General features: G+C 62.4%; 22 protein-coding genes, 1 tRNA gene and 2 pseudogenes. 21 read left to right on the plus strand and 4 right to left on the minus strand.

Annotation, left to right across the window (positions count from 1 at the left end; all coding sequences use genetic code 11):
- Positions 1-3 precede the first annotated feature (3 nt).
- Complete coding sequence (locus OGL93_RS08200; RefSeq protein WP_263262072.1) at positions 4-936, plus strand: nucleoside hydrolase; 933 nt, start codon at positions 4-6, stop codon at positions 934-936.
- On the opposite strand, the gene OGL93_RS08205 is transcribed toward OGL93_RS08200, so the two are convergent.
- Positions 937-1,152 carry a hypothetical protein gene (locus tag OGL93_RS08205; RefSeq protein WP_263262073.1) on the minus strand — a complete coding sequence of 72 codons (216 nt, stop codon included), beginning with the start codon at positions 1,150-1,152 and terminating at the stop codon, positions 937-939.
- Positions 1,153-1,275: 123 nt separating this feature from the next.
- Here OGL93_RS08205 and OGL93_RS08210 point away from each other — a divergent pair, with 123 nt between their 5' ends.
- Both OGL93_RS08210 and OGL93_RS08215 read left to right on the plus strand, forming a co-directional pair.
- Positions 1,276-1,581: a hypothetical protein gene (locus OGL93_RS08210; protein ID WP_263262074.1), complete on the plus strand. Its 306-nt coding sequence runs from the start codon at positions 1,276-1,278 to the stop codon at positions 1,579-1,581.
- 144 nt (positions 1,582-1,725) lie between these two features.
- Entirely contained in the window at positions 1,726-2,046 is a 321-nt protein-coding gene (locus OGL93_RS08215) for an I78 family peptidase inhibitor (RefSeq protein WP_263262075.1), read from the plus strand.
- An 88-nt stretch (positions 2,047-2,134) separates the two neighbouring features.
- On the opposite strand, the gene OGL93_RS08220 is transcribed toward OGL93_RS08215, so the two are convergent.
- Entirely contained in the window at positions 2,135-2,347 is a 213-nt protein-coding gene (locus tag OGL93_RS08220; protein WP_263262077.1) for a cold-shock protein, read from the minus strand.
- Between the two features lie 453 nt (positions 2,348-2,800).
- On the opposite strand from OGL93_RS08220, the gene thrS reads away from it, so the two are divergent.
- From thrS to OGL93_RS08310, 18 genes and pseudogenes are all read left to right on the plus strand, one after another.
- Entirely contained in the window at positions 2,801-4,723 is a 1,923-nt protein-coding gene (gene thrS, locus OGL93_RS08225) for a threonine--tRNA ligase (RefSeq protein WP_263262078.1), read from the plus strand.
- Positions 4,723-5,274: a translation initiation factor IF-3 gene (infC, locus tag OGL93_RS08230; RefSeq protein WP_263262332.1), complete on the plus strand. Its 552-nt coding sequence runs from the start codon at positions 4,723-4,725 to the stop codon at positions 5,272-5,274. The genes thrS and infC overlap by 1 nt, the downstream gene beginning before the upstream one ends.
- A 60-nt stretch (positions 5,275-5,334) precedes the next feature.
- A complete protein-coding gene (gene rpmI, locus OGL93_RS08235) occupies positions 5,335-5,529 on the plus strand; it encodes a 50S ribosomal protein L35 (protein ID WP_009394045.1) in 195 nt (64 codons plus the stop codon).
- A 34-nt stretch (positions 5,530-5,563) separates the two neighbouring features.
- Positions 5,564-5,920 (plus strand): 50S ribosomal protein L20, encoded by a 357-nt coding sequence (rplT, locus tag OGL93_RS08240; RefSeq protein WP_040262863.1) that lies wholly within the window; start codon positions 5,564-5,566, stop codon positions 5,918-5,920.
- A gap of 108 nt (positions 5,921-6,028) precedes the next feature.
- On the plus strand, positions 6,029-7,045 hold the full coding sequence (gene pheS, locus OGL93_RS08245; RefSeq protein WP_263262079.1) for a phenylalanine--tRNA ligase subunit alpha: 1,017 nt from the start codon (positions 6,029-6,031) through the stop codon (positions 7,043-7,045).
- A gap of 27 nt (positions 7,046-7,072) precedes the next feature.
- Positions 7,073-9,454, plus strand: coding sequence for a phenylalanine--tRNA ligase subunit beta (gene pheT, locus OGL93_RS08250; RefSeq protein WP_263262081.1), 2,382 nt, complete (start codon positions 7,073-7,075; stop codon positions 9,452-9,454).
- A 3-nt stretch (positions 9,455-9,457) separates the two neighbouring features.
- Positions 9,458-9,760, plus strand: coding sequence for an integration host factor subunit alpha (ihfA, locus tag OGL93_RS08255; RefSeq protein WP_002553164.1), 303 nt, complete (start codon positions 9,458-9,460; stop codon positions 9,758-9,760).
- The gene (locus OGL93_RS08260; RefSeq protein WP_263262082.1) at positions 9,741-10,097 is read left to right on the plus strand and encodes a MerR family transcriptional regulator; all 357 of its coding nucleotides are present in this window, start codon (positions 9,741-9,743) and stop codon (positions 10,095-10,097) included. The genes ihfA and OGL93_RS08260 overlap by 20 nt, the downstream gene beginning before the upstream one ends.
- 97 nt (positions 10,098-10,194) lie before the next feature.
- Positions 10,195-10,271: transfer RNA gene (locus OGL93_RS08265), tRNA-Pro, on the plus strand.
- Between the two features lie 813 nt (positions 10,272-11,084).
- A pseudogene (locus OGL93_RS22235) lies at positions 11,085-11,294 on the plus strand (hypothetical protein); the annotation flags it as partial.
- Between the two features lie 186 nt (positions 11,295-11,480).
- Positions 11,481-12,695, plus strand: a pseudogene (locus tag OGL93_RS08275) (ATP-binding protein); the annotation flags it as partial.
- A gap of 523 nt (positions 12,696-13,218) precedes the next feature.
- The gene (locus tag OGL93_RS08280; protein WP_263262333.1) at positions 13,219-14,331 is read left to right on the plus strand and encodes an amino acid deaminase; all 1,113 of its coding nucleotides are present in this window, start codon (positions 13,219-13,221) and stop codon (positions 14,329-14,331) included.
- Positions 14,332-14,405: 74 nt separating this feature from the next.
- On the plus strand, positions 14,406-15,752 hold the full coding sequence (locus OGL93_RS08285) for a GntP family permease (RefSeq protein WP_263262085.1): 1,347 nt from the start codon (positions 14,406-14,408) through the stop codon (positions 15,750-15,752).
- Complete coding sequence (locus OGL93_RS08290) at positions 15,752-16,609, plus strand: MurR/RpiR family transcriptional regulator (RefSeq protein ID WP_263262086.1); 858 nt, start codon at positions 15,752-15,754, stop codon at positions 16,607-16,609. Before OGL93_RS08285 ends, OGL93_RS08290 begins: the two co-directional genes overlap by 1 nt.
- Before the next feature lie 2 nt (positions 16,610-16,611).
- Positions 16,612-18,105, plus strand: coding sequence for a D-aminoacylase (locus OGL93_RS08295; protein ID WP_263262088.1), 1,494 nt, complete (start codon positions 16,612-16,614; stop codon positions 18,103-18,105).
- On the plus strand, positions 18,102-18,488 hold the full coding sequence (locus tag OGL93_RS08300) for a RidA family protein (RefSeq protein WP_263262090.1): 387 nt from the start codon (positions 18,102-18,104) through the stop codon (positions 18,486-18,488). Before OGL93_RS08295 ends, OGL93_RS08300 begins: the two co-directional genes overlap by 4 nt.
- Positions 18,489-18,581: 93 nt before the next feature.
- The gene (locus OGL93_RS08305) at positions 18,582-19,100 is read left to right on the plus strand and encodes a hypothetical protein (protein WP_263262091.1); all 519 of its coding nucleotides are present in this window, start codon (positions 18,582-18,584) and stop codon (positions 19,098-19,100) included.
- 245 nt (positions 19,101-19,345) lie between these two features.
- Positions 19,346-20,278 (plus strand): alpha/beta hydrolase, encoded by a 933-nt coding sequence (locus tag OGL93_RS08310; RefSeq protein ID WP_263262092.1) that lies wholly within the window; start codon positions 19,346-19,348, stop codon positions 20,276-20,278.
- Positions 20,279-20,334: 56 nt separating this feature from the next.
- Here the strand turns inward: OGL93_RS08310 and nagE are convergent, their stop codons facing one another.
- Positions 20,335-22,026: an N-acetylglucosamine-specific PTS transporter subunit IIBC gene (gene nagE / locus OGL93_RS08315; RefSeq protein WP_263262093.1), complete on the minus strand. Its 1,692-nt coding sequence runs from the start codon at positions 22,024-22,026 to the stop codon at positions 20,335-20,337.
- 67 nt (positions 22,027-22,093) lie between these two features.
- The gene (gene ptsP, locus OGL93_RS08320; protein WP_263262095.1) at positions 22,094-24,616 is read right to left on the minus strand and encodes a phosphoenolpyruvate--protein phosphotransferase; all 2,523 of its coding nucleotides are present in this window, start codon (positions 24,614-24,616) and stop codon (positions 22,094-22,096) included.
- Positions 24,617-24,628 lie beyond the last annotated feature (12 nt).

Raw genomic sequence — 24,628 nt, forward strand, 5'->3', positions numbered from 1 at the left:
CCTATGCTTAACCTGATCATCGATACCGATCCAGGCGTGGACGACATGGTCGCACTGCTGCTGGCCATGGCCCATCCTGAAGCGCTGAACCTGATGGCGATCACTACGGTTGCCGGCAATGTCACGCTGGAAAAAACCACCCGTAACGCCTGCCTGATCCGCGAATGGGCGCGCCGCGGCGATGTACCTGTGTATGCCGGTGCGGACCGCCCCCTACAGCGGGCACCTTTGTATGCCGAACACGTTCATGGCAGCGAGGGCCTGCCCGAATTTGCCGTGCACCCTCCGGCAGAGGGTGCGGCCGCCGAGCCTGCGGTGGATTACCTGGTGCGCACGCTCGGGGGCGCGGCCCCCGCTAGCATCACCCTGGCGATGCTTGGGCCTCAGACCAACCTGGCCCTGGCGTTGCGGCGCGCTCCGGAGATCGCTCGTGCGCTGCGCCAGGTAGTGATCATGGGTGGCGCCTGGTTCAATGCGGGCAACGTTACCCCCACAGCTGAATTCAACCTGTTCGCCGACCCTCACGCTGCGGCCGAAGTCCTGGCCAGCGATGTTCCGCTGGTTTATATCCCGCTGGATGTCACCCATAAGGTGCTCACCAGTCATCAGCGCCTCGAGCACATTGGGGCGCTGGGCACTCGGGCGAGTGAGCGGGTAGCGGCCGTGGTAGCTCCCTATATCCAACATGACATCGAACGCTATGGCTTGCCCGGTGGGCCGGTGCACGACGCCAATGTCATCGGATGGCTGCTCGACCCGGGGCTCTATGAGGGCATTGCTGCGAGTGTTGAAGTGACCTGCGAGGAAGGCGAGGATTTTGGCAGGAGCGTGCTGCGCGAAGAGGCGATGGGGGCGGGGAGCGTGACCTGGCTGACGGGCGCCGATAGCGAGGGCTTCTTCAGCCTGCTGGAGGCGGCCTTGTCACGCCTGCCTTGATTACACTGCCTGCATGGGCTCCGGCGCGGGGCAGCGTGGTTCGTGGGCGAAGCGCTCGAAAACCTGGTCGATGAATGCCCGCGCCGCTTCGGTGCCCAGCTCGCGCACCAGCAGGTCTACGCTGATGATCGCGAGCTCTTCTGGATTTCCCGGGCTGTAAGAGCACTGCCCGTCGGGCCATTTGGCCTTGATGTCGGTGACAAGGGTCAGGTTCATGGCAGGTCCGCCGCGAGGATGAGCGCATTAGTTAATCACTTTGTACGGCATTTGACACTGATACTTAGGCATAAGCCAAGCGCCGTGGCACACTGGCCAGGTATAAAACAGCGCGTTTTCCCCATGCCTATAGATCTCACCCTGCCCGGCGAACCCTCCCTTGTGTCCGTGCGCCGCTTGCTTGCCGAAGGCAGCGATCGAGCCCACAGCCAACTGCGGGTAAACGAAGCCGGCATCGCTTGGCTCTCGACCTCGGCAATCGGTGGCCAAGCCCTCGCGGGCCTACGCTTTCGACTCGAAACCTGGGCAGCCGGCTCGGGCTGCGTAGGGCCGGCCGCTGCCCAGGACGATGCCTGGGTTGCCAAGATCCAGGCCGTCCTGCAGAGCAACTGGCCCCATCCGCGCTCGGATTATCTCGATATCTATTGAGCCTCGTCTTGCATCGCCACCGCGTAACATTCTGTCACCTTTCCTCGAGCGCGCTCCGGGCCTTAACAGGCACACTTGGGCGCTGCAACCTCCCCGCCACGATGTGGTCGCAGGGTGGCAATGCTTTAATTCTGAGGAGGCTACATGGGTTATGTGGGTAAAGCCGGGTGGGCATTGGCCCTGACCGCGCTACTGGGCGGCTGTTCCAATTCTGCACCGAAAGCACCAGCAAGCGCGGAGGCCACTCCGGTCGTGGAGGCGGGACGCTGCAATGCCGAGGGCGCGCAGTTCGCGGTAGGGCAGCAGGCGTCCGCAGCGTTGCTCGAGCAAGCCAAGGCCCGTTCGGGTTCGCTGATGGGGCGAATCCTCGGCCCGCACGATGCGGTGACCATGGATTACCGTTCTGAGCGGTTGAACCTCAACGCCGATGACAGCGGCAAGATCATCCGCGCCAATTGCGGCTGACCGTTCGCTCAGGCAAAGAAAAACCCGCCAGGTCGACCGCATCTTGCGGTTCCCCTGACGGGTTCTTCAAGCACTGGAGCCCGCGAGCTTACTCGGGACGAACCTGCGCGGCCTGCATCCCTTTCTGGCCTTTCTCAGCCACGAAAGAAACGTTCTGACCTTCTTTCAGGCTTTTGAAACCGTCAGATTCGATCGCCTTGAAATGGACGAACAGGTCATCGCCACCGCCAGTAGGGGTGATGAAGCCGAAGCCCTTCTCATCGTTGAACCACTTGACGGTGCCGGTTTGGCGATTGGACATGGGGTGTATCTCCAGGAAACAAAAGTATCTAGTGCGGGTGCGTTCTGCTGAACAGCACTCAGCCATCATAGACACAAACGGGGCTTTGGGAACCCCGTGGAAGGTAAAAAAGCTGAAATTAAGCGAAAAAGCTCCAAACGGCATTCTGGCATTGGGCCAGCTCGCAAGGCGCCATCGCTAGGCAAGTTTCCGGATTCGCTCTGTGCAGATGCGTCCTGGCCCATGCGGTAGAGCAGTTGGGAACAATCCAAGCCAGCACTTGGAGCCAACTATGGTAGGATGGCCGCCCGCTTATAAAGCGGCTACTTAATCCATTTCCAGTCACTCCGGTTCGGTTTCCTGGTTGGCCATTGGCTCCTGCCACTGTGAGGCAGGCATACCGCCGAATCCTGTACTGGCTCATCCCAACCCACGTGACCTTTGGTAGGGGTCACCACTAGGAGAGGAGGCGCCATGCCCATCATCACTCTTCCTGACGGCAGTCAGCGTTCGTTCGATCATCCTGTATCCGTAGCCGAAGTCGCCGCATCCATCGGCGCTGGCCTGGCCAAGGCCACGGTCGCCGGCAAAGTCGATGGCAAACTGGTCGATGCCTGCGACCTGATCGACAGCGACGCCACCCTTCAGATCATTACGCCAAAGGATCAGGACGGGCTGGAAATCATTCGCCACTCCTGTGCGCACCTTGTCGGTCATGCGGTGAAACAGCTGTATCCCACCGCTAAAATGGTCATCGGGCCGGTCATCGACGACGGCTTTTACTACGATATTGCCTATGAGCGCCCCTTCACCCCAGACGACATGGCCGCTATCGAAGCTCGCATGCGTGAGCTGATCGATACCGAGTATGACGTCATCAAGAAGGTGACCCCTCGCGCAGAAGTGATCGAAGTGTTCCAAGGGCGTGGCGAGGACTACAAGCTGCGGCTGGTCGAAGACATGCCGGGTGAAACCGCCATGGGCCTGTATTATCACGAAGAGTACGTGGACATGTGTCGTGGGCCGCACGTGCCCAATACCCGCTTCCTGAAGGCCTTCAAGCTGACCAAGTTGTCTGGGGCTTACTGGCGCGGCGACGCGAAGAACGAGCAGTTGCAGCGCGTCTACGGCACTGCCTGGGCAGATAAAAAGCAGCTGGCGGCTTATATCCAGCGCATCGAAGAAGCCGAAAAACGCGACCACCGTCGTATCGGCAAGCAACTGGACCTCTTCCATCTCCAGGAAGAAGCACCGGGCATGGTGTTCTGGCATCCCAATGGCTGGACCATCTACCAGGTGCTCGAACAGTACATGCGCCAGGTGCAGCGTGAGAGCGGTTATGTTGAGGTGCGCACGCCGCAGGTAGTGGATCGTGTGCTCTGGGAGCGCTCTGGGCATTGGTCCAACTACGCCGAGAACATGTTCACCACGGCGTCGGAAAACCGCGACTATGCGGTCAAGCCTATGAACTGCCCCTGTCATGTGCAGATCTTCAACCAGGGGCTCAAGTCCTATCGCGACTTGCCGCTGCGCATGGCCGAGTTCGGCTCTTGCCACCGCAACGAGGCCTCGGGCGCACTGCACGGCATCATGCGGGTACGTGGCTTTACCCAGGACGACGCACATATTTTCTGCACCGAGGATCAAGTGCAGCGCGAGTCGGCCGATTTCATCCGGTTGACCCTGCAGGTCTACAAGGACTTCGGCTTCCATGACGTCACCATGAAACTCTCCACTCGTCCCGCCAAGCGCGTGGGCTCCGAAGAGCTGTGGGACCGTGCCGAGAAAGCCTTGGCCGATGCCCTGACCGAGTCCGGCTTGCCGTGGGAATATCTCCCGGGCGAAGGCGCGTTTTATGGGCCGAAGATCGAATTCACCCTCAAGGATTGCCTTGGCCGTAGCTGGCAGTGCGGTACCTTGCAGTACGATCCGAACCTTCCGGACCGCCTCGACGCCAGCTATATCGCCGAAGACAATGGCCGCAAGCGCCCAGTGATGCTGCATCGGGCAATCCTCGGCTCGTTCGAGCGCTTCATCGGCATGCTCATCGAGCACTACGCTGGCGCCTTCCCTGCATGGCTGGCACCGACTCAAGCGGTGATCATGAATATCACCGACAACCAGGCCGATTTTGCTCGCCAAGTGGAAGGAATGCTCAATGGAAGCGGGTTCCGTGCCAAGTCGGACTTGAGAAACGAGAAAATTGGCTTTAAAATCCGCGAGCATACTCTGCTCAAGGTCCCGTTCTTGCTCGTTATCGGGGATCGTGAGGTGGAGACGCAAACTGTCGCCGTGCGTACCCGTGAAGGTGCTGACCTTGGCTCGATGCCGGTCGCCCAGTTCCAGGAGTACCTCGCACAGGCGGTTTCCCGGCGTGGTCGCCAAGATTTGGAGTAATCATTATTAAGCGTGAAATGAGACAGGATAAACGAACTGCACCGAAGGCCCCGATCAACGAGAATATCTCGGCCCGCGAGGTTCGGTTAATCGGTGCTGACGGTGAGCAGGTTGGCATCGTCTCTATTGATGAAGCGCTTCGTATCGCTGAAGAAGCGAAGCTGGATCTGGTTGAGATCTCCGCGGACGCGCAACCGCCCGTCTGCAAGGTCATGGACTACGGCAAGCACCTCTTCGAAAAGAAGAAGCAGGCTAACGAAGCCAAGAAGAACCAGAAGCAGATCCAGATTAAAGAAATCAAGTTTCGTCCAGGGACGGAAGAAGGGGATTACCAGGTAAAACTGCGCAACCTGGTACGTTTCCTGAGTGATGGGGACAGGGCCAAGATTTCCTTGAGATTTCGTGGTCGTGAGATGGCCCACCAGGAGCTGGGCATGGATCTGTTGAAGCGGGTCGAAGGTGACCTCGCGGAATACGGCGCCGTTGAACAGCATCCTAAGATGGAAGGACGCCAGCTGATCATGGTCATCGCCCCCAAACGCAAGAAATAACCTCCAGGGCACGGCAGGCCTTGTGGTTATGTTTATTCACTGAATGCGGAGTATCCGAACATGCCAAAAATGAAAACCAAAAGTGGCGCCGCGAAGCGTTTCCTGAAAACCGCTTCCGGCTTCAAACACAAACACGCTTTCAAGAGCCACATCCTGACCAAGATGTCCACCAAGCGTAAGCGTCAACTGCGTGGTAGCAGCCTGCTGCACCCGTCTGACGTGGCAAAAGTGGAGCGCATGCTGCGCGTTCGTTGATTCCGTTTTCGGTCAAAGATAGAGGATATAACTCATGGCTCGTGTTAAGCGTGGCGTCATTGCCCGTAAGCGTCACAAGAAAATTCTGAAACTTGCTAAAGGCTACTACGGTGCGCGTTCGCGCGTATTCCGCGTTGCCAAGCAGGCTGTCATCAAGGCAGGCCAGTACGCCTACCGAGATCGTCGTCAGAAGAAACGCCAGTTCCGCGCTCTGTGGATCGCTCGTATCAACGCTGGTGCTCGTACCAACGGCTTGTCCTACAGCCGCTTGATCGCTGGCCTGAAAAAGGCAGCCATCGAGATCGACCGTAAGGTACTGGCCGATCTGGCAGTGAACGAAAAAGCGGCGTTTGCTGCGATTGTCGAGAAAGCTAAAGCCTCGCTGGCTTGAGTACCCCCGACAATCACCGTTGCGTACCAGTGTAGGTAGCGGTGTAGAACGTCTTTGAATAGGGGAAGGGCCTGCGCTCTTCCCCTATTTCGTATCTGGAGCCTGTACATGGAAAACCTGGATGCGCTGGTCAGCCAAGCTTTGGAGGCCGTGCACAATGCGCAAGACATCAACGCCCTGGAGCAGATCCGGGTTCAATACCTCGGCAAGAAAGGCGAACTGACCCAGGTCATGAAGACCTTGGGCAACCTGCCCGCTGAGGACCGGCCTAAGGTCGGTGCGCTGATCAACGAAGCCAAGGAGCGTGTCACCGAAGTGCTCAACGCCCGCATGACGGCGTTCGAGCAAGCTGAACTGAACGCCCGGCTGGCGGCAGAGCAGATCGACGTGACCCTTCCGGGGCGCGGCCAGGCCAGTGGCGGCCTGCACCCGATCACTCGCACCCTGGAGCGCATCGAGCAGTTTTTCACCCATATAGGCTATGGCATTGCGGAAGGGCCGGAAGTCGAGGACGACTATCACAACTTCGAAGCCCTTAACATTCCGGGTCATCATCCCGCGCGTGCAATGCACGACACCTTCTATTTCAACGCGAACATGCTGCTGCGCACCCATACCTCGCCTGTACAGGTGCGGACGATGGAGTCCAGCCAGCCGCCTATTCGTATCGTGTGCCCGGGGCGTGTTTACCGCTGCGACTCGGACCTGACCCATTCGCCTATGTTCCATCAAGTCGAAGGGCTGTTGATTGACCGTGATATCAACTTCGCGGACCTCAAGGGCACGATCGAAGAGTTTCTTCGGGTGTTCTTCGAGAAAGAATTAGCGGTACGTTTCCGTCCCTCGTTCTTCCCCTTCACCGAGCCGTCGGCTGAGGTGGATATCCAATGCGTGATCTGCAGCGGTGGCGGTTGCCGCGTCTGCAAGCAGACCGGCTGGCTGGAAGTGATGGGATGCGGCATGGTTCACCCTAACGTGCTGCGGATGTCCGGCATCGATCCGGAGGTGTTTTCCGGATTTGCCTTTGGCATGGGCGCCGAGCGCCTGGCCATGCTGCGTTACGGTGTGAATGATCTGCGCTTGTTCTTCGACAATGACTTGCGATTCCTTGCGCAATTTCGCTAGCCATAACGACATTTTCAGGAGAACAGGATGAAATTCAGTGAACAATGGCTGCGCGGCTGGGTGAGCCCGCAGGTTTCCCGCGATGACCTAGTAGCGCGTCTGTCCATGGCCGGCCTTGAGGTCGACAGTGTGTCCCCGGTCGCCGGTGCCTTCAGCGGTGTAGTAGTTGGCGAGGTGCTAAGCACCGAGCAACATCCCGATGCGGACAAACTGCGCGTATGCCAGGTCAGCGATGGCAGCGAAACTTTTCAGGTAGTGTGCGGCGCCCCTAACGTGCGCCCCGGCCTGAAAATTCCGTTCGCCATGATCGGCGCCCAATTGCCCGGCGACTTCAAGATCAAGAAAGCCAAGCTGCGGGGCGTGGAGTCCAATGGCATGCTCTGCTCGCAGGCCGAGTTGCAAGTGGGCGAGGGCAATGACGGGCTGTTCGAGTTGCCAGCCGACGCGCCGGTCGGCAAGGACATGCGCGAATACCTCGACTTCGACGATGTGATCATCGAGTTGGGCCTGACCCCCAACCGTGGGGACTGCCTGTCCTTGGCCGGCCTGGCTCGGGAAGTGGGCGCGCTTTACGCTGCGCCTGTCACTCGCCCACAGATCAAGCCGGTGGCGCCCGCCATCGACGACGTTCGCCCGGTCGAAGTGCTCGCAGCGGCGGCCTGCCCACGCTATCTGGGCCGCGTCATCCGCAATGTGGACCTCAGCCGCCCAACGCCGTTGTGGATGGTCGAGCGCCTGCGCCGTGCTGAAGTGCGCAGCATCGACGCCGCCGTGGACATTACCAACTATGTGATGCTCGAGTTGGGCCAGCCGATGCACGCGTTCGACCTTGCCCAGATCAACGGTGGCATCCGCGTACGCATGGCCGAAGAAGGCGAGAAGCTGGTATTGCTGGACGGCCAGGAAGTCGCTCTGCGCAGCGATACCCTGGTCATTGCCGACCATGAGCGCGCCCTGGCGATCGCCGGCGTGATGGGTGGCGAGCACAGCGGCGTGAGCACGGCCACCACCCGCGACCTGTTCCTGGAAAGCGCTTTCTTCGAACCGATTTCCGTGGCTGGCAAAGCGCGCTCCTATGGCCTGCATACTGATGCCTCGCATCGCTACGAGCGGGGCGTGGACTTCAACCTGGCCCGCGAAGCCATGGAGCGCGCCACTGCACTGCTGCTGGAAATCACCGGCGGCGAAGCCGGGCCCATCATCGACGCCAGCAGCGAAACGCACCTGCCCAAGGTCGCCCCGATCACCCTGCGTGCGGAGCGGGTGGAGCAGATGCTTGGCCTGGACATGGGCGTGGCTACTATCGAAGGGTTGCTCAAGGGCCTCGATCTGGGCGTGAGCGCTGAAGGGGCCGGGCAGTGGAACGTCACCGTCCCCAGCCACCGCTTCGACATCAGCCTGGAAGTGGACCTGATCGAGGAACTCGGCCGCCTGTATGGCTACAACCGTTTGCCAGTGCGCTACCCCCAGGCACGCCTCGCCCCGCAGTTGCGCACCGAGGCCAAGGCAGAGTTGCCAGCGCTGCGGCGGTTGCTGGTTGCGCGTGGTTATCAGGAAGCAATTACCTATAGCTTCATCGATCCTAAGCTGTTCGAGCTGTTCAGCCCGGGCGTACAGCCGTTGACGCTGGCAAACCCTATTTCCTCGGACATGGCCGCCATGCGGGTATCGTTGTGGCCAGGGCTGATCCAGGCACTGCAACACAACCTCAACCGCCAACAGAACCGTGTGCGCCTGTTCGAAAGCGGGCTGCGTTTCGTGGGCCAGCTGGGCGACTTGAAGCAGGAACCGATGCTGGCTGGCGTGGTGTGCGGTAGCCGCCTACCCGAAGGCTGGGCTCAAGGCGACGCGAAGGTGGACTTCTTCGATATCAAGGCGGACGTAGAAGCGGTGCTGGGGCATGCCGGCGCATTGGCGGCGTTTACCTTCGTACCGGGCAGCCACCCCGCGCTGCATCCTGGCCAAACTGCGCGTATCGAGCGGGACGGTCAGAACGTGGGCTACCTTGGCGCTCTGCATCCCGAGTTGCAAAAGAAACTGGGCCTCGACCGTGCTGTCTATGTGTTCGAGCTGTTGCTGGAAACGGTAGTGGAAGGACGCCTGCCCAAGTTCAAGGAGCTATCGCGCTTCCCTGAAGTGCGTCGGGACATCGCCCTTGTAGTCGATCAAACCGTGGCAAGCGAGGCGGTTTTGGCAGTGATCCGCGAAAATGCGGGGGAGTGGCTGGCCGACCTCAGGCTGTTTGACGTGTACCAAGGTAAAGGTATTGATCCGCATAGAAAAAGCCTGGCAGTTGGCTTGACCTGGCAGCATCCATCGCGCACTCTTACCGACGATGAGGTGAACTCGACCACTTCGCAAATCCTCACCTCGCTCGAACAAAGGTTGAACGCCACGTTAAGGAAGTGACGTATGGGGGCTCTGACGAAAGCTGAGATGGCAGAACGTCTTTATGAGGAGCTGGGCCTGAACAAGCGCGAAGCCAAGGAATTGGTAGAGCTCTTCTTCGAGGAAATCCGGCATGCGCTCGAAGACAACGAACAGGTCAAGTTATCCGGGTTCGGCAACTTCGACCTCCGAGACAAGCGCCAGCGGCCGGGCCGCAACCCGAAAACGGGTGAGGAAATCCCGATCACCGCGCGCCGCGTCGTCACCTTTCGTCCAGGGCAGAAACTAAAGGCCCGAGTGGAAGCCTATGCTGGAACCAAGTCATAACGACGAGCTCCCGCCCATTCCTGGCAAGCGCTACTTCACCATTGGTGAGGTTAGCGACTTGTGTGCCGTCAAGCCGCACGTGCTGCGGTATTGGGAACAGGAATTTCCCCAGCTCAACCCCGTAAAGCGTCGTGGCAACCGCCGTTACTATCAGCGCCAGGATGTGTTGATGATCCGGCAGATCCGCGCGCTGCTTTACGACCAAGGCTTTACCATCGGCGGGGCGCGCCTACGCCTTTCCGGCGACGAAGCCAAGGAAGACACGACCCAGTACAAGCAGCTCATTCGCCAGATGATCAGCGAGTTGGAAGATGTGTTGCAGGTGCTGAAGAAGTAAGCAAAAAATATCGGAGAAAAAGCTTCCATAATTCAAAAGGTTAAGGTATCTTCCTCTCCGTTCTCGCTGCTAACGAGAGCAGGTTTAAACGCCTAGTCGGGGCGTAGCGCAGCCCGGTAGCGCACTTGCATGGGGTGCAAGGGGTCGAGTGTTCGAATCACTCCGTCCCGACCATTTATTCAATGACTTAGCCACCTTCGGGTGGCTTTGTTGTTTCTGAAGTCAGTGAATTTCCAAGCGGCTTCTTTTTTCCTTGCCGCGTTGCTCTTCAATTGCCAGTACGGGAACGCTTGGGTTTGTGGGCAAAACACTTTGCCGAGAAACCTGTGCCTTCGGAAGATATCCCTGCGCTTAGAGAATCCCGATTTCCATTCGATAGTGGCGAGCCGTGCGCCGGAACCTTATTCGCCGCTTCGGTTCATATGGCGCGGCCTGTGTAATCGGTTGTCACTGCGAAGCCCGTGAACAGCTATGCGCCGTTCTGTATCGGTATTGCTGGCTCCGCCCAATCGGCAAAGCTAGCATTGCCATGTCAAATGGCGCCCGTGCTTTAACCGTCGCCAAGGCCCGTCAGACGTTAACTTGGGCTTATAACCTCTTCTCTCAGTGTGATCCGCTGTTTGGCTGCCTTTCGCGTCTCGTGTGCAGTGGATGCCGCGCGCTGCCTGCAGCCTGACTCTAAGTCATCGGAGCAATCATGCAAGCCTTGAACGCTGTTATTACCGAAGAGCTTCCCGAGAGTGCCAACGCCTCAGATGGCGAGATTTCTGATATTGAGCTGCTGCATAACATCAGTATCGCGCTCATTGGGGAGCATGACCGGGAAGCGCTTTACGGCAAGATCGTCGATGCCGCAGTGGCTATCACAGGCTCTCAGTTCGGGACGATGCAACTGCTCTGCCCTAAAGGGCATAGCTCGGGGCATGGCGGTGAGCTTCAGCTTCTTTGCTCCCGAGGGTTGCCACCCGAGGCGGTGACGTTCTGGCAGTGGGTAAGCCCGACGGCATACAGCAGTTGCACCATGGCGCTGAAGTTCGGGCGCCGGGCCGTCATCCCGGATTTCGAGCGCTGGCCGGACATCGCCGGCAGCGAGGACTTGCTTGCCTTTCGACGCGCGGGGTCCGCTCTGCTCAGACCACGCCACTGCTGTCACGTAACGGCAACCTACTCGGCATGATCTCGACCCATTGGCGTACGCCTCATCAGCCTTCCGACCGGGATCTGCGGTTGCTCGATATCCTCGCACGGCAGGCTGCCGACCTGCTTGAGCGCACGATAGGGGAGGAGACGCTGCGGGCTAGGGAACAGGAACTCGACCGCACCTGCACCCAGTTGCTGAAGATCGAAGAGCAGCAGCGCCTGGCCGAAGCGCGGTTGCTCAAGCTCAATGAGACCCTTGAACAACGTGTGAGCGAGCGCACGGCAAAGCTCATGCAAGCAGAAGAGAAGTTGCGGCAGTCGCAGAAGATGGAAGCGGTTGGTCAACTGACCGGTGGCCTTGCCCATGACTTCAACAACCTGGTCGCAGGGATTTCAGGCGCGCTCGAACTGTTGGAGCGGCGCATTGGTCAAGGGCGATTGAACGACATAGATAAGTACGTGGTTGCGGCCCAGAGCGCTGCGAAGCGTGCGGGGTCTTTGACACATCGGCTGTTGGCGTTCTCGCGCCAGCAGACGCTCGACGCACGCCCTACCGATATAAACGCACTCATGTACGGAATGATCGAGCTTATCCAGCGTACGGTCGGGCCTGGCATTCAAATCGAGACCAGGGCTGCAGCTGATCTATGGCCCGCATTCGTGGACGCCAGCCAGCTCGAAAACGCTTTGCTCAACCTGTGCATCAACGCCCGCGATGCGATGCCCGATGCAGGCCGGATCAACCTTGAAACGGCTAACCAGTGGTTCGATGAAGCAGCGGCCCAGGCATTGGATATTCCCCCAGGGCAGTACCTGTGTCTCAGCGTCAGTGATACCGGCCAAGGCATGTCGCCGGAGATCATGGCCCATGTGTTCGAGCCCTTTTTCACCACCAAGCCTATTGGCCAGGGAACCGGGCTCGGGCTGTCAATGATCTATGGTTTTGCGCAACAGTCTGGGGGCCAGGTGCGCATTCGCTCCAAGGTGGGCGAAGGCACGTCGGTGACTATCTATCTCCCCCGGCATCACGGCCGCGTGCTGCTGGAGGAGCCTACGCTCGAAAAGCCAGAGTCAGCGGCCACCCGCCATAACGAAACCGTGCTGCTGGTGGACGACGAGCCTACGGTTCGCATGCTGCTCGCAGACACCTTGGGCGACCTTGGCTACACCGTCATCGAGGCGGCCGATAGCGCCGCAGGCCTCAAGCTGTTGCGCTCGGACATACACATAGACTTGCTGATCACCGACGTAGGCTTGCCCGGAGGCATGAATGGCAGGCAAATGGCCGACGCAGGATCGGCGCACCGGCCCAGCCTCAAGACGCTCTTCATTACGGGTTATGCGCAGAGCGCTGACTTAATCAGCGGCCAGCAGCCACCCGGGATGCGGGTGCTAACTAAACCGTTCGCGGTTGAAACACTTGAAAGCCGTGTGCGCGAATTGCTGGCCATGCGTTAACAGCAACCTCGTTTGAGCATTCCCAGGTCGTGGCGGCCGGCAGGCCGCTATGATCAGCCTTCCGCAAGCGACTACTCGCTGAGCAATGTCGCCCACAAGCGCCTGCACGCCTCCCGCTATGCACTCATGCCCTAGCAACCGCGGGCCTTCATTGCCCTGGTCGGCTGTCATCTGGTCGTCCATGAGCCGCCGCTGCACATGGAGCAGCGTTGGCAGTTCCTCTCCCGTGCTTAGTGATTGGCGAACGAATATGCCGCCAACAATCAATCTACCCATTGACAGCGGTGAAAACTATTTTCATATTGGTGAGGTATTTAAGGCTTTATTTAAATAAAAATTTCATCGCCGGAGATATCGCCCAATGCCCGCCCTGTATTCCCCCGCTGAGTCGCCCCTGTCTCCCCTTGGCAAAGGCCTAGGCCCGTTGCCCGACCCCACGCCATGCGAGCAGGTGGGTGCCCTGGGCTGGAACCTGCTGGCCGAAGATGTGGCGTTGCCCACCGCAGTGCTGCGCGAAAGCCGCATGGTTCACAACCTTCAATGGATGCAGGCATTTATCGAGCGCTACGGCGTGAAGCTGGCACCCCACGGTAAAACCACCTTGAGCCCGCAACTGTTTGCGCGGCAACTGGCGGCGGGCGCTTGGGGCATCACGCTAGGCACTGCCGGGCAGGTGCGTATCGCCCACGCCCATGGCGTGCGCCGAGTGATCCTAGCCAACCAAGTGGTGGGCAAGGCCAATATGGCGATCCTCGCTGACCTGCTGGCGGCGGACCCGACCTTCGAATGTTGCTGTCTGGTGGACTCGGTCGCCAATGTCGAGGCTCTGGGCGCGTTCTTCCAACGCCGTGGGCTGGCCCTGCGCGTGTTGCTGGAGTACGGCGTGATGGGCGGGCGCACCGGGGTGCGCGACGAAGCTGGCGAGCAGGCGCTGCTGGCGGCTCTGTCGCGCTGGCCGCAAGCCCTCAAGCTGGTGGGGGTGGAGCTTTACGAAGGGGTGCTGCAAACCGCTGACGCGGTGGATGGCTTTCTTCAGCACGCCCTGGCCCGCACCCGCGCGTTGCACGCCCAAGGCGCTTTCGCCGAACCGCAGGTGATCCTCTCTGGCGCCGGGTCAGCCTGGTATGACCGGGTCGCCGCGGTCTGGGGCCCGGCGCGGGACGAGCTGCCGCTGGACATCGTGCTGCGGCCCGGCTGCTACCTGACCCACGACGTGGGCATCTACAAGGCCGCCCAGGCGCGCATCGACCGCGACAACCCCATCGCGGCCAGTTTGCAGGGCAGCCTGTTGCCGGCCTTGCAAGTATGGGCCTACGTGCAGAGCCGACCGGAGCCTACGCGGGTGATCGTTGCCTTGGGCAAGCGTGACGCGGCGTTCGATGCCGGCCTGCCGGTGCCGTCCATGCACTACCGCCCTGGGGCCGAGGCGCCTGGCGACGTTCCGGATGGCTGGGCGCTGACCGCGATGATGGACCAACACGCGTTCCTGCAAGTACCCGCCGAGGCGGACGTGCAGGTAGGCGACCTGCTGGGGTTCGAAATCTCGCATCCGTGCCTGACCTTCGACAAATGGAAGCACCTGCTGCTGGTGGACGACGCGTATCGGGTCACCGGTGCGATCACCACGTTTTTCTAAGCCGGTCACGCGGCCATTAACGCGCCACACCACCCCGACCGGTTTTGATCGCCACCCTTTCGCAGGAGCTTGCCATGCCCAGCAACGGTACCGTTCTGCTCATCTACGCCGCTGTCGCCATCGTGCTGCTGATCGTGTTGATCGCGCGCTATCGGCTCAACCCTTTTATCGTCATCACGCTGGTGTCCGTGGGCCTGGCCGCCGTCGCCGGTATGCCCACCAACACCATCATCGCCAGTTATGAGGCGGGCGTAGGCAAGACCCTCGGCCACATCGCGCTGGTAGTGGCCCTGGGCACCATGCTTGGCAAGATGATGGCCGAGTCCGGTGGCGCCGAGCAGGTAGCGCGCACGCTGTTGCGGGTGTTCGGCGAGCGCAATGCGCACTGGGCGATGGTCTGCATCGCCTTCTTGGTGGGCCTGCCATTGTTCTTCGAAGTGGGCTTCGTGCTCTTGGTGCCGATCGCTTTCACCGTGGCCAAGCGTGCCGGGGTGCCGCTGTTGATGGTCGGCCTGCCGATGGTCGCGGGGCTGTCGGTGGTTCACGCGCTGGTGCCGCCGCACCCGGCAGCGATGCTGGCCGTGCAGGCCTACCACGCCTCGGTGGGCAAAACCCTTGCCTATGCGGTGCTGGTCGGCATTCCGACCGCGCTGATCGCAGGGCCGCTGTTCGCCAAGGTGATCGTGCCGCGGGTGTTTCTGCCTGACCAGAACCCCTTGGAAGCGCAGTTTTTGCGCCACAGCGAGCGCCAGCGCCTGCCGGGCTTCGGCATCACCTTGGCGACTATCCTCCTGCCAGTGGCGCTGATGTTGATCGGTGGCTGGGCCGACACCTTCGCCACCAAGGGCACGGGCCTGCATAGCTTCTTGCAGTTCATCGGCAACTCGGTGATGGCGCTGTTGATCGCTACCGTGGTCAGCTTCTGGACCCTAGGCCTGGCCCAAGGCTTCAACCGCGCGGCGATTCTGAAGTTCACCACCGAGTGCCTGGCGCCCACCGCCAGCATTACTTTGCTGGTCGGCGCCGGCGGCGGGCTCAATAAAATCCTGGTGGACGCCGGCATCACCGACCAAGTAGTGGCGCTGGCCCAGGCGTTCCAGCTCTCGCCGCTGTGGATGGGCTGGCTGTTCGCCGCGGCCATGCGCATCGCCACGGGCTCGGCAACCGTGGCCATGACCACCGCCGCCGGCATCGTCGCACCGGTGGCCATGAGCGTCGGCTACCCGCACCTGGAGCTGCTGGTGCTGGCCACCGGGGCCGGCTCGGTGATCTTCTCCCACGTCAACGATGGCGGTTTCTGGCTGATCAAAGAGTACTTTAACCTTACCGTTGGCCAGACCTTCAAAACCTGGTCCGTGCTGGAGACGCTGATCTCCGTGGGCGGCCTGGGCTTCACCTTGTTACTCGCGAGCGTCGTTTAATGGATGTGTTGTACAAACTACGGACCCAGCAAGGCGACTTCAGCGCAGGGGAAGGCCGCATCGCGCGGTTGATCCTCGATGATGTGGCCTGGGCGGCGGCCGCCAGCCTGGATGACCTGGCCGAGCGCGCCGAGGTGAGTGGCGCCACGCTGTCGCGTTTCGCCCGCCGGGTGGGCTGCAAGGACCTGCGCGATCTGCGCTTGCAACTGGCCCAGGCGGGCGGGGTGGGTGCGCGCTTTCTGGAAGAGGCCGAGCAGCCGCCGTCGGCGTTTTTCGGGCAGATCGTGGCGGACATCGAAACCACGCTGCGCCAGCACCTGGCGGGGTTCGACGAGGCCTCGTTCAAGGCGGTGGCCGAGTGCCTGGCCAGTGCTGAGATGATCCATGCCTTCGGCATGGGCGGCGCGTCAAGCCTGTGTGCCAGTGAGCTGCAAGTGCGCCTGGTGCGCCTGGGCTTGCCGATCGCCGCCTGCCACGACCCGATCCTGATGCGCGTGACGGCCGCGACCTTGGGCCCGCGCCAAGCGCTGATGCTGTTTTCCTTGAGCGGGCATAACCCCGACCTGTTGCCTGTGGCGCGGCTGGCGCGCGATTACGGCGTGCCGGTGCTGGCGGTGACTGCACCTGGCTCACCCCTGGCGGCCCTGGCCACCCTGACCCTGCCGCTGGTACAGGCCGAGACCGATTTCATCTTCAAACCCACCGCGGCGCGCTACGGCATGCTGCTGGCGGTGGACCTGCTAGCGACCGAGCTTGCCTTGCGCGCGCCCGCGCGCAGCCGCGAGCACCTGCGGCGCATCAAACTGGCGCTGGACGAACATCGCGGCGGCGGCGACCGCCAACCGCTGGGAGACTGAACATGGCTGTACCTTTCGATTGGCTGATCAGCGGCGCCCTGGTAATCGACGGCACTGACCGCCCCGGGGTGCACACCGACGTGGGCGTGCGCGCCGGCCGCATAGAGGCCATCGGCGACCTCAGCGGCGCCAGCGCCACACGGCGCCTGGAGGGCACTGGCCGGGTGCTGGCCCCAGGTTTTATCGACGCCCACACCCACGACGACACCGTGGTGATCCGCGCCCCGGACATGATTGCCAAGGTCAGCCAAGGGGTCACCACGGTCATCGTTGGCAACTGCGGCATCAGCGCCAGCCCGGTGCGGCTCACCGGCGCACCACCGGACCCGATGAACCTGCTGGGCGATGCCAGCGCCTTCGCCTACCCTGATTTCGCCAGCTACCGCCGCGCGGTGGACCAGGCCCGCCCGGCAGTGAACGTGGCGGCCCTGGTGGGCCACACGGCGCTGCGCAGCAACCACTTGAGCGACCTCTACCGCAGCGCCAGCGCCGAGGAGATCACCGCGATGCGCGCCGAGTTGCGGCAGAGCCTGGCCGACGGCGCCTTGGGCTTGTCCACCGGGCTGGCCTACGCCACCGCGTTCGCCGCTGAAACCGATGAGGTCAAGGCCCTGGCCGCCGAGTTGGAGGCGGTAGGCGGGTTGTACGCTACCCACCTGCGCAGCGAATTCGAGCCGGTGCTGGAGGCAATGGATGAGGCTTTCGACATCGGCCGCAGCGCCCGCGCGCCGGTGATCATCTCTCACTTGAAATGCGCCGGTGCCGGCAACTGGGGGAGAGCGGGGCAGTTGCTTGCGGCCTTGGAGCAGGCGGCCCATGGGCATCCGGTGGGTTGTGATTGCTACCCTTATTCAGCCAGTTCTTCGACCCTGGATCTGAAGCAGGTCACGGGTGAGTACCGCATCACCATCACCTGGTCCACGCCGCATCCGCACATGGGCGGCCGTGACCTGGCGGACATCGCCAGCGAGTGGGGCATTAGCCAGCAGGAGGCCGCGCGCCGCCTGCAACCGGCCGGGGCGATCTACTACGGCATGGATGAAAACGATGTGCAGCGCATCCTCGCCCACCCCCTGAGCATGGTCGGCTCCGACGGCCTGCCCGAAGACCCGCACCCGCACCCACGCTTGTGGGGCGCGTTCGCCCGGGTGCTGGGCCATTACAGCCGAGACCTGGCGCTGTTCCCGCTGCACACGGCCGTCCACAAGATGACCGGCCTCACCGCCGCGCGCTTTGGCCTCGTCGACCGCGGCCGCATTGCCTTGGGCCAGGCGGCGGACCTGGTGTTGTTCGACCCGCGGCGCATCCACGACGTGGCCACCTTTTTAGACCCTTGCCGCCCAGCCGAGGGCATCGACGCGGTATGGGTCAACGGCGCGCTGGCCTACCGTCCGGCGCAGCCTCCGGCAAGCAGCCGACACGGGCGCTTCCTGCCGCGCGCCGGCGACCTGCGCACAACGTTCAATTCCCAACCCAACGGAGACCTTCCTTTATGAGCATCAAACGATACGGCGTCGAAGGCGGCAGCGGCACCGGCGGCCAACACCTGCCCTTCGCCCGTGCAACCGAGGCCGATGGCTGGCTGTATGTGTCTGGGCAAACCCCTATGGTCAACGGCGAGGTGGTGGAGGGTGGCATCGTCACCCAGACCCGCCAGTGCCTGGACAACGTCATGGCGATCCTGGCTGAAGCCGGCTATGGTCCCGAGCATGTGGTGCGCTGCGGCGTGTGGCTGGATGATCCGCGGGACTTCATGTCCTTCAACCGGATCTTCAAGGAGTACTTCGGCGAGCATCCACCCGCGCGCGCCTGCGTGCAGGCAAGCATGGTCATCGACTGCAAGGTCGAGGTAGATTGCATCGCCTACAAAAAGGCCTGAGGTCTCCGACTGCGGTGAGGGGGCTTTCGTCCGCAACGCGGTGCATCTCGCGGCCGCCCCCGCACCTCTGAGAACTGAGCCAAGGATAAGGAAATGATTGCCCGCCTGCTGCTGTTGAGCGTGTTACTGCTGCCGATCCACGCGGCTGAAGCCGCTAAAAAGACCCATCCGCCCAAGCACGCCACCCCCACGAAGGCGCTCGAGCTGACGCCTGAAGGGCTGCAAACCGGCATGAAGAAATACATCCAGGAAGAAGCGGATTGCCGTTCTACCGATTTTGGGAAAATCGTCCCGTTGAAGGGTGCAAGGATACGGCAGCAACTCGAACGTGAAGGGGCGAAGGTCAATATGGTGCTTGACGTCGCCCAGTCAGGACAGCTAACGAACATCAGGTTCGCGGCTGAGGTGAAGGATCAGGCGCATTTGACGCTGATGCTGTGCGCGACGTACGCCACCATGAGAACGCTGCAACCCACGGCCCAACCACCAGGCACTGTGAAAAGCACGGTGCTCCAGCTTTGGCAGGATGCGCAACAGAAGCCCTCTGCCAAGCCGTTCTACTCCAGCACACTCAAAGCTCAGATGACGCCGTTCGAGTTGAACGTCTACTGAAGTGCTGGCATGCCAGGGGGCTGGGCACGCTACACCAGCGGGGCCACCAGCGGCGCTACGAAAATGGTCACGATCATTAAGAGGGCGAGGATCTGCTTCATGTCGACTCCAGGGTGGTCAGTGGGCATGACAGAAGTCGGCGCCGTGGGCACAAGTTTGAACCCGCGCTGACGGGCGGTATCCCACCCGAGAACGCAGGCACTTCATCTTTTGAGCTGCCCTGAACCCGTACAGAGGAGGCTGTGATGCCAGCTACTGCAGACCAACCTGGCGCCATTGGCGCGCATTTCTTCCACCGAACCAACTTCTGGGAAACCTTTCACCACAAGGGTGTGCGCCTCAACGAGGTAAACCTCCACTACGTGGAAGGTGGGGAGGGGCCCGTGGTGCTCCTTATCCCGGGCTGGCCACAAAGCTGGTACGCCTGGCGCTATGTGATGCCGCAGCTGGTGAGCGCGGGCTATCGGGTGGTGGCCCTCGACCCCCGCGGCATGGGCGAGAGCGATGCGCCAGACGGCGCTTACGACCTGACGACCGTGGCGGCCGAGGTCCATGCCTTCGCCCGGCTTGCAGGCCTGCTCGACAGCGGGCCCATCCATGTGGCGGGCCATGATGTGGGTGCCTGGATTGCCTATGCGCTGGCCGCGGACTCGCCCGAGGCGGTCAGCCGGTTGGCGCTGTTCGACGCTGCGATTCCCGGGCTGTCGTCACCGCGGACTGACTTGGAGCACCGTGAGGCGAACCTGCGCAGTTGGCACTTTGCGTTCAACCAATTGGACGGCCTGCCGGAGGTGCTGATCGCTGGCCGTGAGCACGCCTTCATCACTTGGCTGTTGCGCGCCAAGGCCGTTCATCCCTGGACCATCACCGCCGAAGACATCGATGTCTATGCCCGGCAACTGGCCGCCCCCGGTGCCATACGCGCGGCGGGGCGCTACTACCAAAGCGCGCTATCGCCCGAAGGTGTCGCCGCCAACCGTCGACGTTCCGAGACTCAGCTCGCCATCCCCGTGATGGCATGGGGCGCGGAGCGGGGGATGGGAGAGCACATCCTCAAGGCCCTGGAGCCCTTGGCTACCCAGGTGGAGGGTGGGGTGATCGAAGGGGCCGGGCATTATCTGCCCGAAGAAGCGTCGGAGCGGGTCGCTGCTGAATTAGCCCGTTTCTTCGCGTCGTAGCCGCCCTGGCGGCCGTGCCAGGCCCTCGCGTCGGCTGGCACGGCTGGCAGGGGCCATCAGGCCGCCTGGATCAAACCCCGCAAGCGGTTACTCAACGCCTGGGCGGTGTCGCCTACAAGCACATGCCAAACGCCACCCCCCATGCTGCTCACGCCCTGGCAGCCCAGGGTCTCCAGTTCGCTGGTAGCCGCAAGCTGACCATCCTTTAGCCGCACCCGCAAACGGGTCAGTGCCACGCATTCCACTTCTGCCACCCTCGCGCCGCCCAACGCTTGGAGCCAGCGCGCGGCGTCATTGGCATCGACCTCGGGCTGCGTGTCCTGCGTCGAGGCGGCAGGGGCGGGCGCAGCGCAGTGGTCGGCGGTGCGGGGCAGGGCATTGCGTAGTTCGTCCGCCAGGCTGTCCGCCATGGGCCCAACCACCACCTGCAGGCTGCCGCCGTTGCCCGGGCGCACGACCGCCAAGGCGCCCAGGGCTTTGAGGGCAGCGTCTTGTGCCTTGCTACGGTCGACCACTTGGAGGCGCAGGCGCGTGGTGCAGGCGTCGATCCCGAGCAGGTTTTGCGCGCCGCCCAACGCCTGGATGTACGCGGCCGCGCGGTCGCTCTGCGCGACCTCGGCCGTGCTGGTGGCGGCGCGCTCGCGCCCAGGGGTCTTGAGGTTGAAGCGTTTGATGCACTGGTCGAACGCCACGTAGTAGATGAGCGCGTAAGCGGCGCCCAGTGGCAGTATCCGCCAGCCGTGGGTCGATTTGCCCCAGCCCAGGACCATATCGATGGCGCCGCCGGAGAAGGTGAAACCCAGGTGTATGTCCAGCAGGTTGGCCAGTGCCATGGAAAGCCCGGTGAGCAATGCATGCACCACATACAGCAGCGGTGCCAGGAACATAAAGGCGAACTCGATGGGCTCGGTGACCCCGGTCAGGGCCGAGGTCAGTGCCATGGACAGAAGCAAGCCGCCGATGAGCTTGCGCTGGTCGGGCAAGGCATTGCGGTACATGGCCAGGCACGCTGCTGGCAGGCCGAACACCATCATGGGGAACATACCGGTCATGAACTGGCCCGCCTGCCGGTCGCCTGCAAAATAGCGGGCCAGGTCCCCGGTAACGACCTGGCCGGTGCTGGGGTCGGTAAAGGTGCCGAACACAAACCACACCAGGTTATTGAGGATATGGTGCAGGCCCGTAACGATCAGGATGCGGTTGAGCACCCCGAAGAAGAACGCGCCCACGCTGCCGCTTTCCAGCATCAGCTGGCCAAGTACGTTGATCCCGTGCTGCACGGGCAGCCAGATCCATCCAAACAGCACGCCCAGGATCAAGGCGCAAAGCCCCGTCGCGATCGGTACGAAACGCCGCCCGCCGAAGAACGCCAGGTACGCGGGCAGGGCAATGTCCTTGAAGCGGTTGTAAAGCGCGCCGCCTAGCAGGCCGGCGATGATCCCGGCCAGCATGCCCATGTTGATCTGCTCGTCCATCACCTTGAGCGTCGAGGTCAGCACCAGGTAACCGATGGCGCCGGCCAGGCCCGCCGTGCCGTTGTTATCCCGCGCGAACCCGACCGAGATGCCGATGGCGAAAATCAGCGGCAGGTTGCTGAAGATCGCGCCGCCCGCCGAATGGATGAGGGCGATGTTCAGCAGGTCAGTGTCCCCCAGCCGCAACAACAGCCCGGCAATGGGAAGAATGGCCACTGGCAGCATCAATGCGCGCCCCAGCCGTTGCAAGCCTTCTATGAAGTGTTGATACACGGCGATTCTCCTTGCTGCTCTCGTTATTTTTATTCATGGCTGCCCGTGGAAAGCCCTAGGGGGCGCATCACGGGCGGCGCTCGAAGGCAGCGCATGCCACTCGGGCTTGCGCTGCGCTGCCCAAGGCCTGGAGCTGACTTGCCAAAGCTTGGCAACGTGCTGAATCGAGCTCACGCACACGGGCTTTGATCTGGCCGATTTGCGGCGGGCTTACCGACAACTCGCGCACACCCAGGCCGATCAACGCGGCCGTGGCCAAAGGGTCCGACGCCAGCGCACCGCAGACACCTACCCAGCAACCGTGGGCCTCTGCCGCCCGGCAAGTCATCCCGATCAACCGCAACACTGCCGGATGCAAGGCGTCGACCCGCTCGGCGAGCCCGGTGTGGTCTCTGTCCATGGCCAGCGTGTACTGCGTGAGGTCATTGGTGCCGATGGAGAGAAAATCCGCATGTTCGGCCAGTTGTTCTGCCATCAACGCCGCGGACGGCACTTCGATCATCACGCCCAGCTCCGGGCGCTCTTGCAGGCCCAGCTCGCTCGCCAGGTGATCGATGCGGGCGCGCACGGCGAGCAGTTCATCGATCTCGCTGATCATCGGCAGGAGTATCCGGCAGCGGGCCAGGGGCTTGACCTGTAGCAAGGCGCGCAGCTGCTCGTCGAGCAGCTCCGGGCGGGCCTGGCCCAGGCGGATGCCGCGCAGGCCCAGGACCGGATTGGCTTCGGCGGGCAGCGGCAGGTAGTCCAGTTGCTTGTCACCGCCGATGTCGATGGTCCGGATGATCACTGGCTGATCGACCATCGCATCGAGAACGGCCTGGTACGCCAGGGTTTGCTCCGCCTGAGTCGGTGCGGTGGCGCGGTCAACGAAGAGAAATTCGCTGCGCAACAGCCCCACGCTGTCTGCGCCATTGCCGCGGGCACGTTGCGCATCCTCGGCCGAGGCAACGTTCGCTGCCACTTCTATGCGCACACCGTCGCAGGTGGCGGCCGGCGAGTGGGCGTGCTGTTGCTCACGCTGGCGGATGTGCGCTCGTTCCTGCATCTGGGCGCGCACCAGGGCCAAGCGTTCGGCACCAGGCTTGAGCTCCAGGCGGCCGGCATCGGCGTCCAATACAACCTCTGGGTGAGTGGCCGCGGCGAGGGGCTCGAGTACCGCAGCCCCAAGCGCCACCACACAGGGTATGCCGGCGCCCCTGGCGAGAATGGCGACATGCGAGGTAGGGCCGCCGAGCGCCATGCAGATCCCGCCGACCCCGCGACTGCTCAGCATCACCAGGTCCGAAGGGGTCAGCTCTTGGGCCAGTACGATCGCCCCGGGCGGAATCTCGGGCGCCCGTGCGTCTCCCAGCAGGTTCAGCAGCACGCGTTGGCGCAGGTCGCGCAGGTCACCGGCGCGCTCGCCAAGCAAGGGGTTGCCGAGGGTTTCCAGTACCTCGCATTGGGCCAGCACCGAGTGGCTCCAGGCATGGGCGGCGCCATGCCCTTGCTCGATGTGGGCATAGGCGGCGCTCAGCAAGGCTGGATCTTCGAGCATCGCCATGTGGGTCGCGAAGATCGCGTTGTGTTCACCAGGGTGCGAGTCAAGCGATGCATTGATGTCCGCACGAACCTGCGCCAGAGCCTGGGTCAGTTGGTGCCGCTGCTGGTTGGCGCAGTGGCCGCCCGGATCCTTGGGCAATTCAAGGGCATCCAACCGGACCAACGGTCCGCTTACCAGCCCAGGAGATGCCGGAACGCCATTGAACATCCCGTTTTCCCTGTCGCCAGCACGGTGCGGGGCGGGCGTCGATACCGCCATGCCGGCGGCTTCGTGCACCGTGGGCGTGGCCAGCGCCGCAAGCACGGCTTCTAAAGCCCTGTCGCAATCGGGCCCCTCGCACCTCACCTCGACTTCATCCTGTTCGCGGGTACCAAGCGCCATCAGGGCAGTAACGCTGTCGGCAGAAGCGCTGGCGCCAGCGAAATGCACATGAACGCGGCTCTCGAACTGCCGCGCGGCCTCGCGCACGAGCGCCGCCGGGCGTGCATGCAGCCCACCGCCATGGGCGATCCGGGCCCTGCCGCGGGCTTCGCCGGCAGGCCCTGCGTTCAGCGTCGAGGGCGCGCCTGCCGCGGCCGACAGCGGGATGACTTCCAGCAGGGCGTCGCCAACGTTTACCGAGCGCGGGCCGGCAATCGGCGTGAGTTTGAACTGGTCCCCGTTGAGCAGGATGAAGGCGCTGACAAGGCTGCGGCTGTGACGGGCGACCTGGTCCAGATCCATGCGCAGCAGCGGTTCGCCTTGGCTCACGCGCTGGCCTTCGGTCACTAGCGCGTGGAAGCCCTCGCCATTGAGTTCCACTGTGTCGATGCCCACGTGCAGCAGCCATTCACTGCCGTTGTGCGCTCGCAGGTTGATCGCGTGCCGGGTGCGCGCGACGTTGATCACCTGGCCGGAGAAGGGCGCATGCAAAACATCGCCCAGGGGGTCGATCGCCATCCCGTCGCCCAGGGCGCCGCTGGCGAACACCGGATCGGGGATATTGTTCAGCGTAATCACCGGGCCGCTGAACGGCGCGTTTAGCGTCATGTAATTGTTATTGGGCATGACATTGTCCTT

The organism is Pseudomonas sp. RIT-PI-S (assembly GCF_025642975.1).
GTDB lineage: Bacteria > Pseudomonadota > Gammaproteobacteria > Pseudomonadales > Pseudomonadaceae > Aquipseudomonas.

Coding starts and splice junctions, on each gene's coding strand:
- thrS (WP_263262078.1), top strand. CDS start 2,801: ATGCCCATCATCACTCTTCCTGACGGCAGTCAGCGTTCGTTCGATCAT.
- OGL93_RS08290 (WP_263262086.1), top strand. CDS start 15,752: ATGGATGTGTTGTACAAACTACGGACCCAGCAAGGCGACTTCAGCGCA.
- rpmI (WP_009394045.1), top strand. CDS start 5,335: ATGCCAAAAATGAAAACCAAAAGTGGCGCCGCGAAGCGTTTCCTGAAA.
- rplT (WP_040262863.1), top strand. CDS start 5,564: ATGGCTCGTGTTAAGCGTGGCGTCATTGCCCGTAAGCGTCACAAGAAA.
- OGL93_RS08295 (WP_263262088.1), top strand. CDS start 16,612: ATGGCTGTACCTTTCGATTGGCTGATCAGCGGCGCCCTGGTAATCGAC.
- OGL93_RS08260 (WP_263262082.1), top strand. CDS start 9,741: ATGCTGGAACCAAGTCATAACGACGAGCTCCCGCCCATTCCTGGCAAG.
- pheS (WP_263262079.1), top strand. CDS start 6,029: ATGGAAAACCTGGATGCGCTGGTCAGCCAAGCTTTGGAGGCCGTGCAC.
- OGL93_RS08300 (WP_263262090.1), top strand. CDS start 18,102: ATGAGCATCAAACGATACGGCGTCGAAGGCGGCAGCGGCACCGGCGGC.
- OGL93_RS08285 (WP_263262085.1), top strand. CDS start 14,406: ATGCCCAGCAACGGTACCGTTCTGCTCATCTACGCCGCTGTCGCCATC.
- OGL93_RS08220 (WP_263262077.1), bottom strand. CDS start 2,347: ATGTCCAATCGCCAAACCGGCACCGTCAAGTGGTTCAACGATGAGAAG.
- OGL93_RS08210 (WP_263262074.1), top strand. CDS start 1,276: ATGCCTATAGATCTCACCCTGCCCGGCGAACCCTCCCTTGTGTCCGTG.
- ihfA (WP_002553164.1), top strand. CDS start 9,458: ATGGGGGCTCTGACGAAAGCTGAGATGGCAGAACGTCTTTATGAGGAG.
- OGL93_RS08215 (WP_263262075.1), top strand. CDS start 1,726: ATGGGTTATGTGGGTAAAGCCGGGTGGGCATTGGCCCTGACCGCGCTA.
- OGL93_RS08310 (WP_263262092.1), top strand. CDS start 19,346: ATGCCAGCTACTGCAGACCAACCTGGCGCCATTGGCGCGCATTTCTTC.
- OGL93_RS08205 (WP_263262073.1), bottom strand. CDS start 1,152: ATGAACCTGACCCTTGTCACCGACATCAAGGCCAAATGGCCCGACGGG.
- ptsP (WP_263262095.1), bottom strand. CDS start 24,616: ATGCCCAATAACAATTACATGACGCTAAACGCGCCGTTCAGCGGCCCG.
- pheT (WP_263262081.1), top strand. CDS start 7,073: ATGAAATTCAGTGAACAATGGCTGCGCGGCTGGGTGAGCCCGCAGGTT.
- OGL93_RS08305 (WP_263262091.1), top strand. CDS start 18,582: ATGATTGCCCGCCTGCTGCTGTTGAGCGTGTTACTGCTGCCGATCCAC.
- OGL93_RS08200 (WP_263262072.1), top strand. CDS start 4: ATGCTTAACCTGATCATCGATACCGATCCAGGCGTGGACGACATGGTC.
- OGL93_RS08280 (WP_263262333.1), top strand. CDS start 13,219: ATGGTTCACAACCTTCAATGGATGCAGGCATTTATCGAGCGCTACGGC.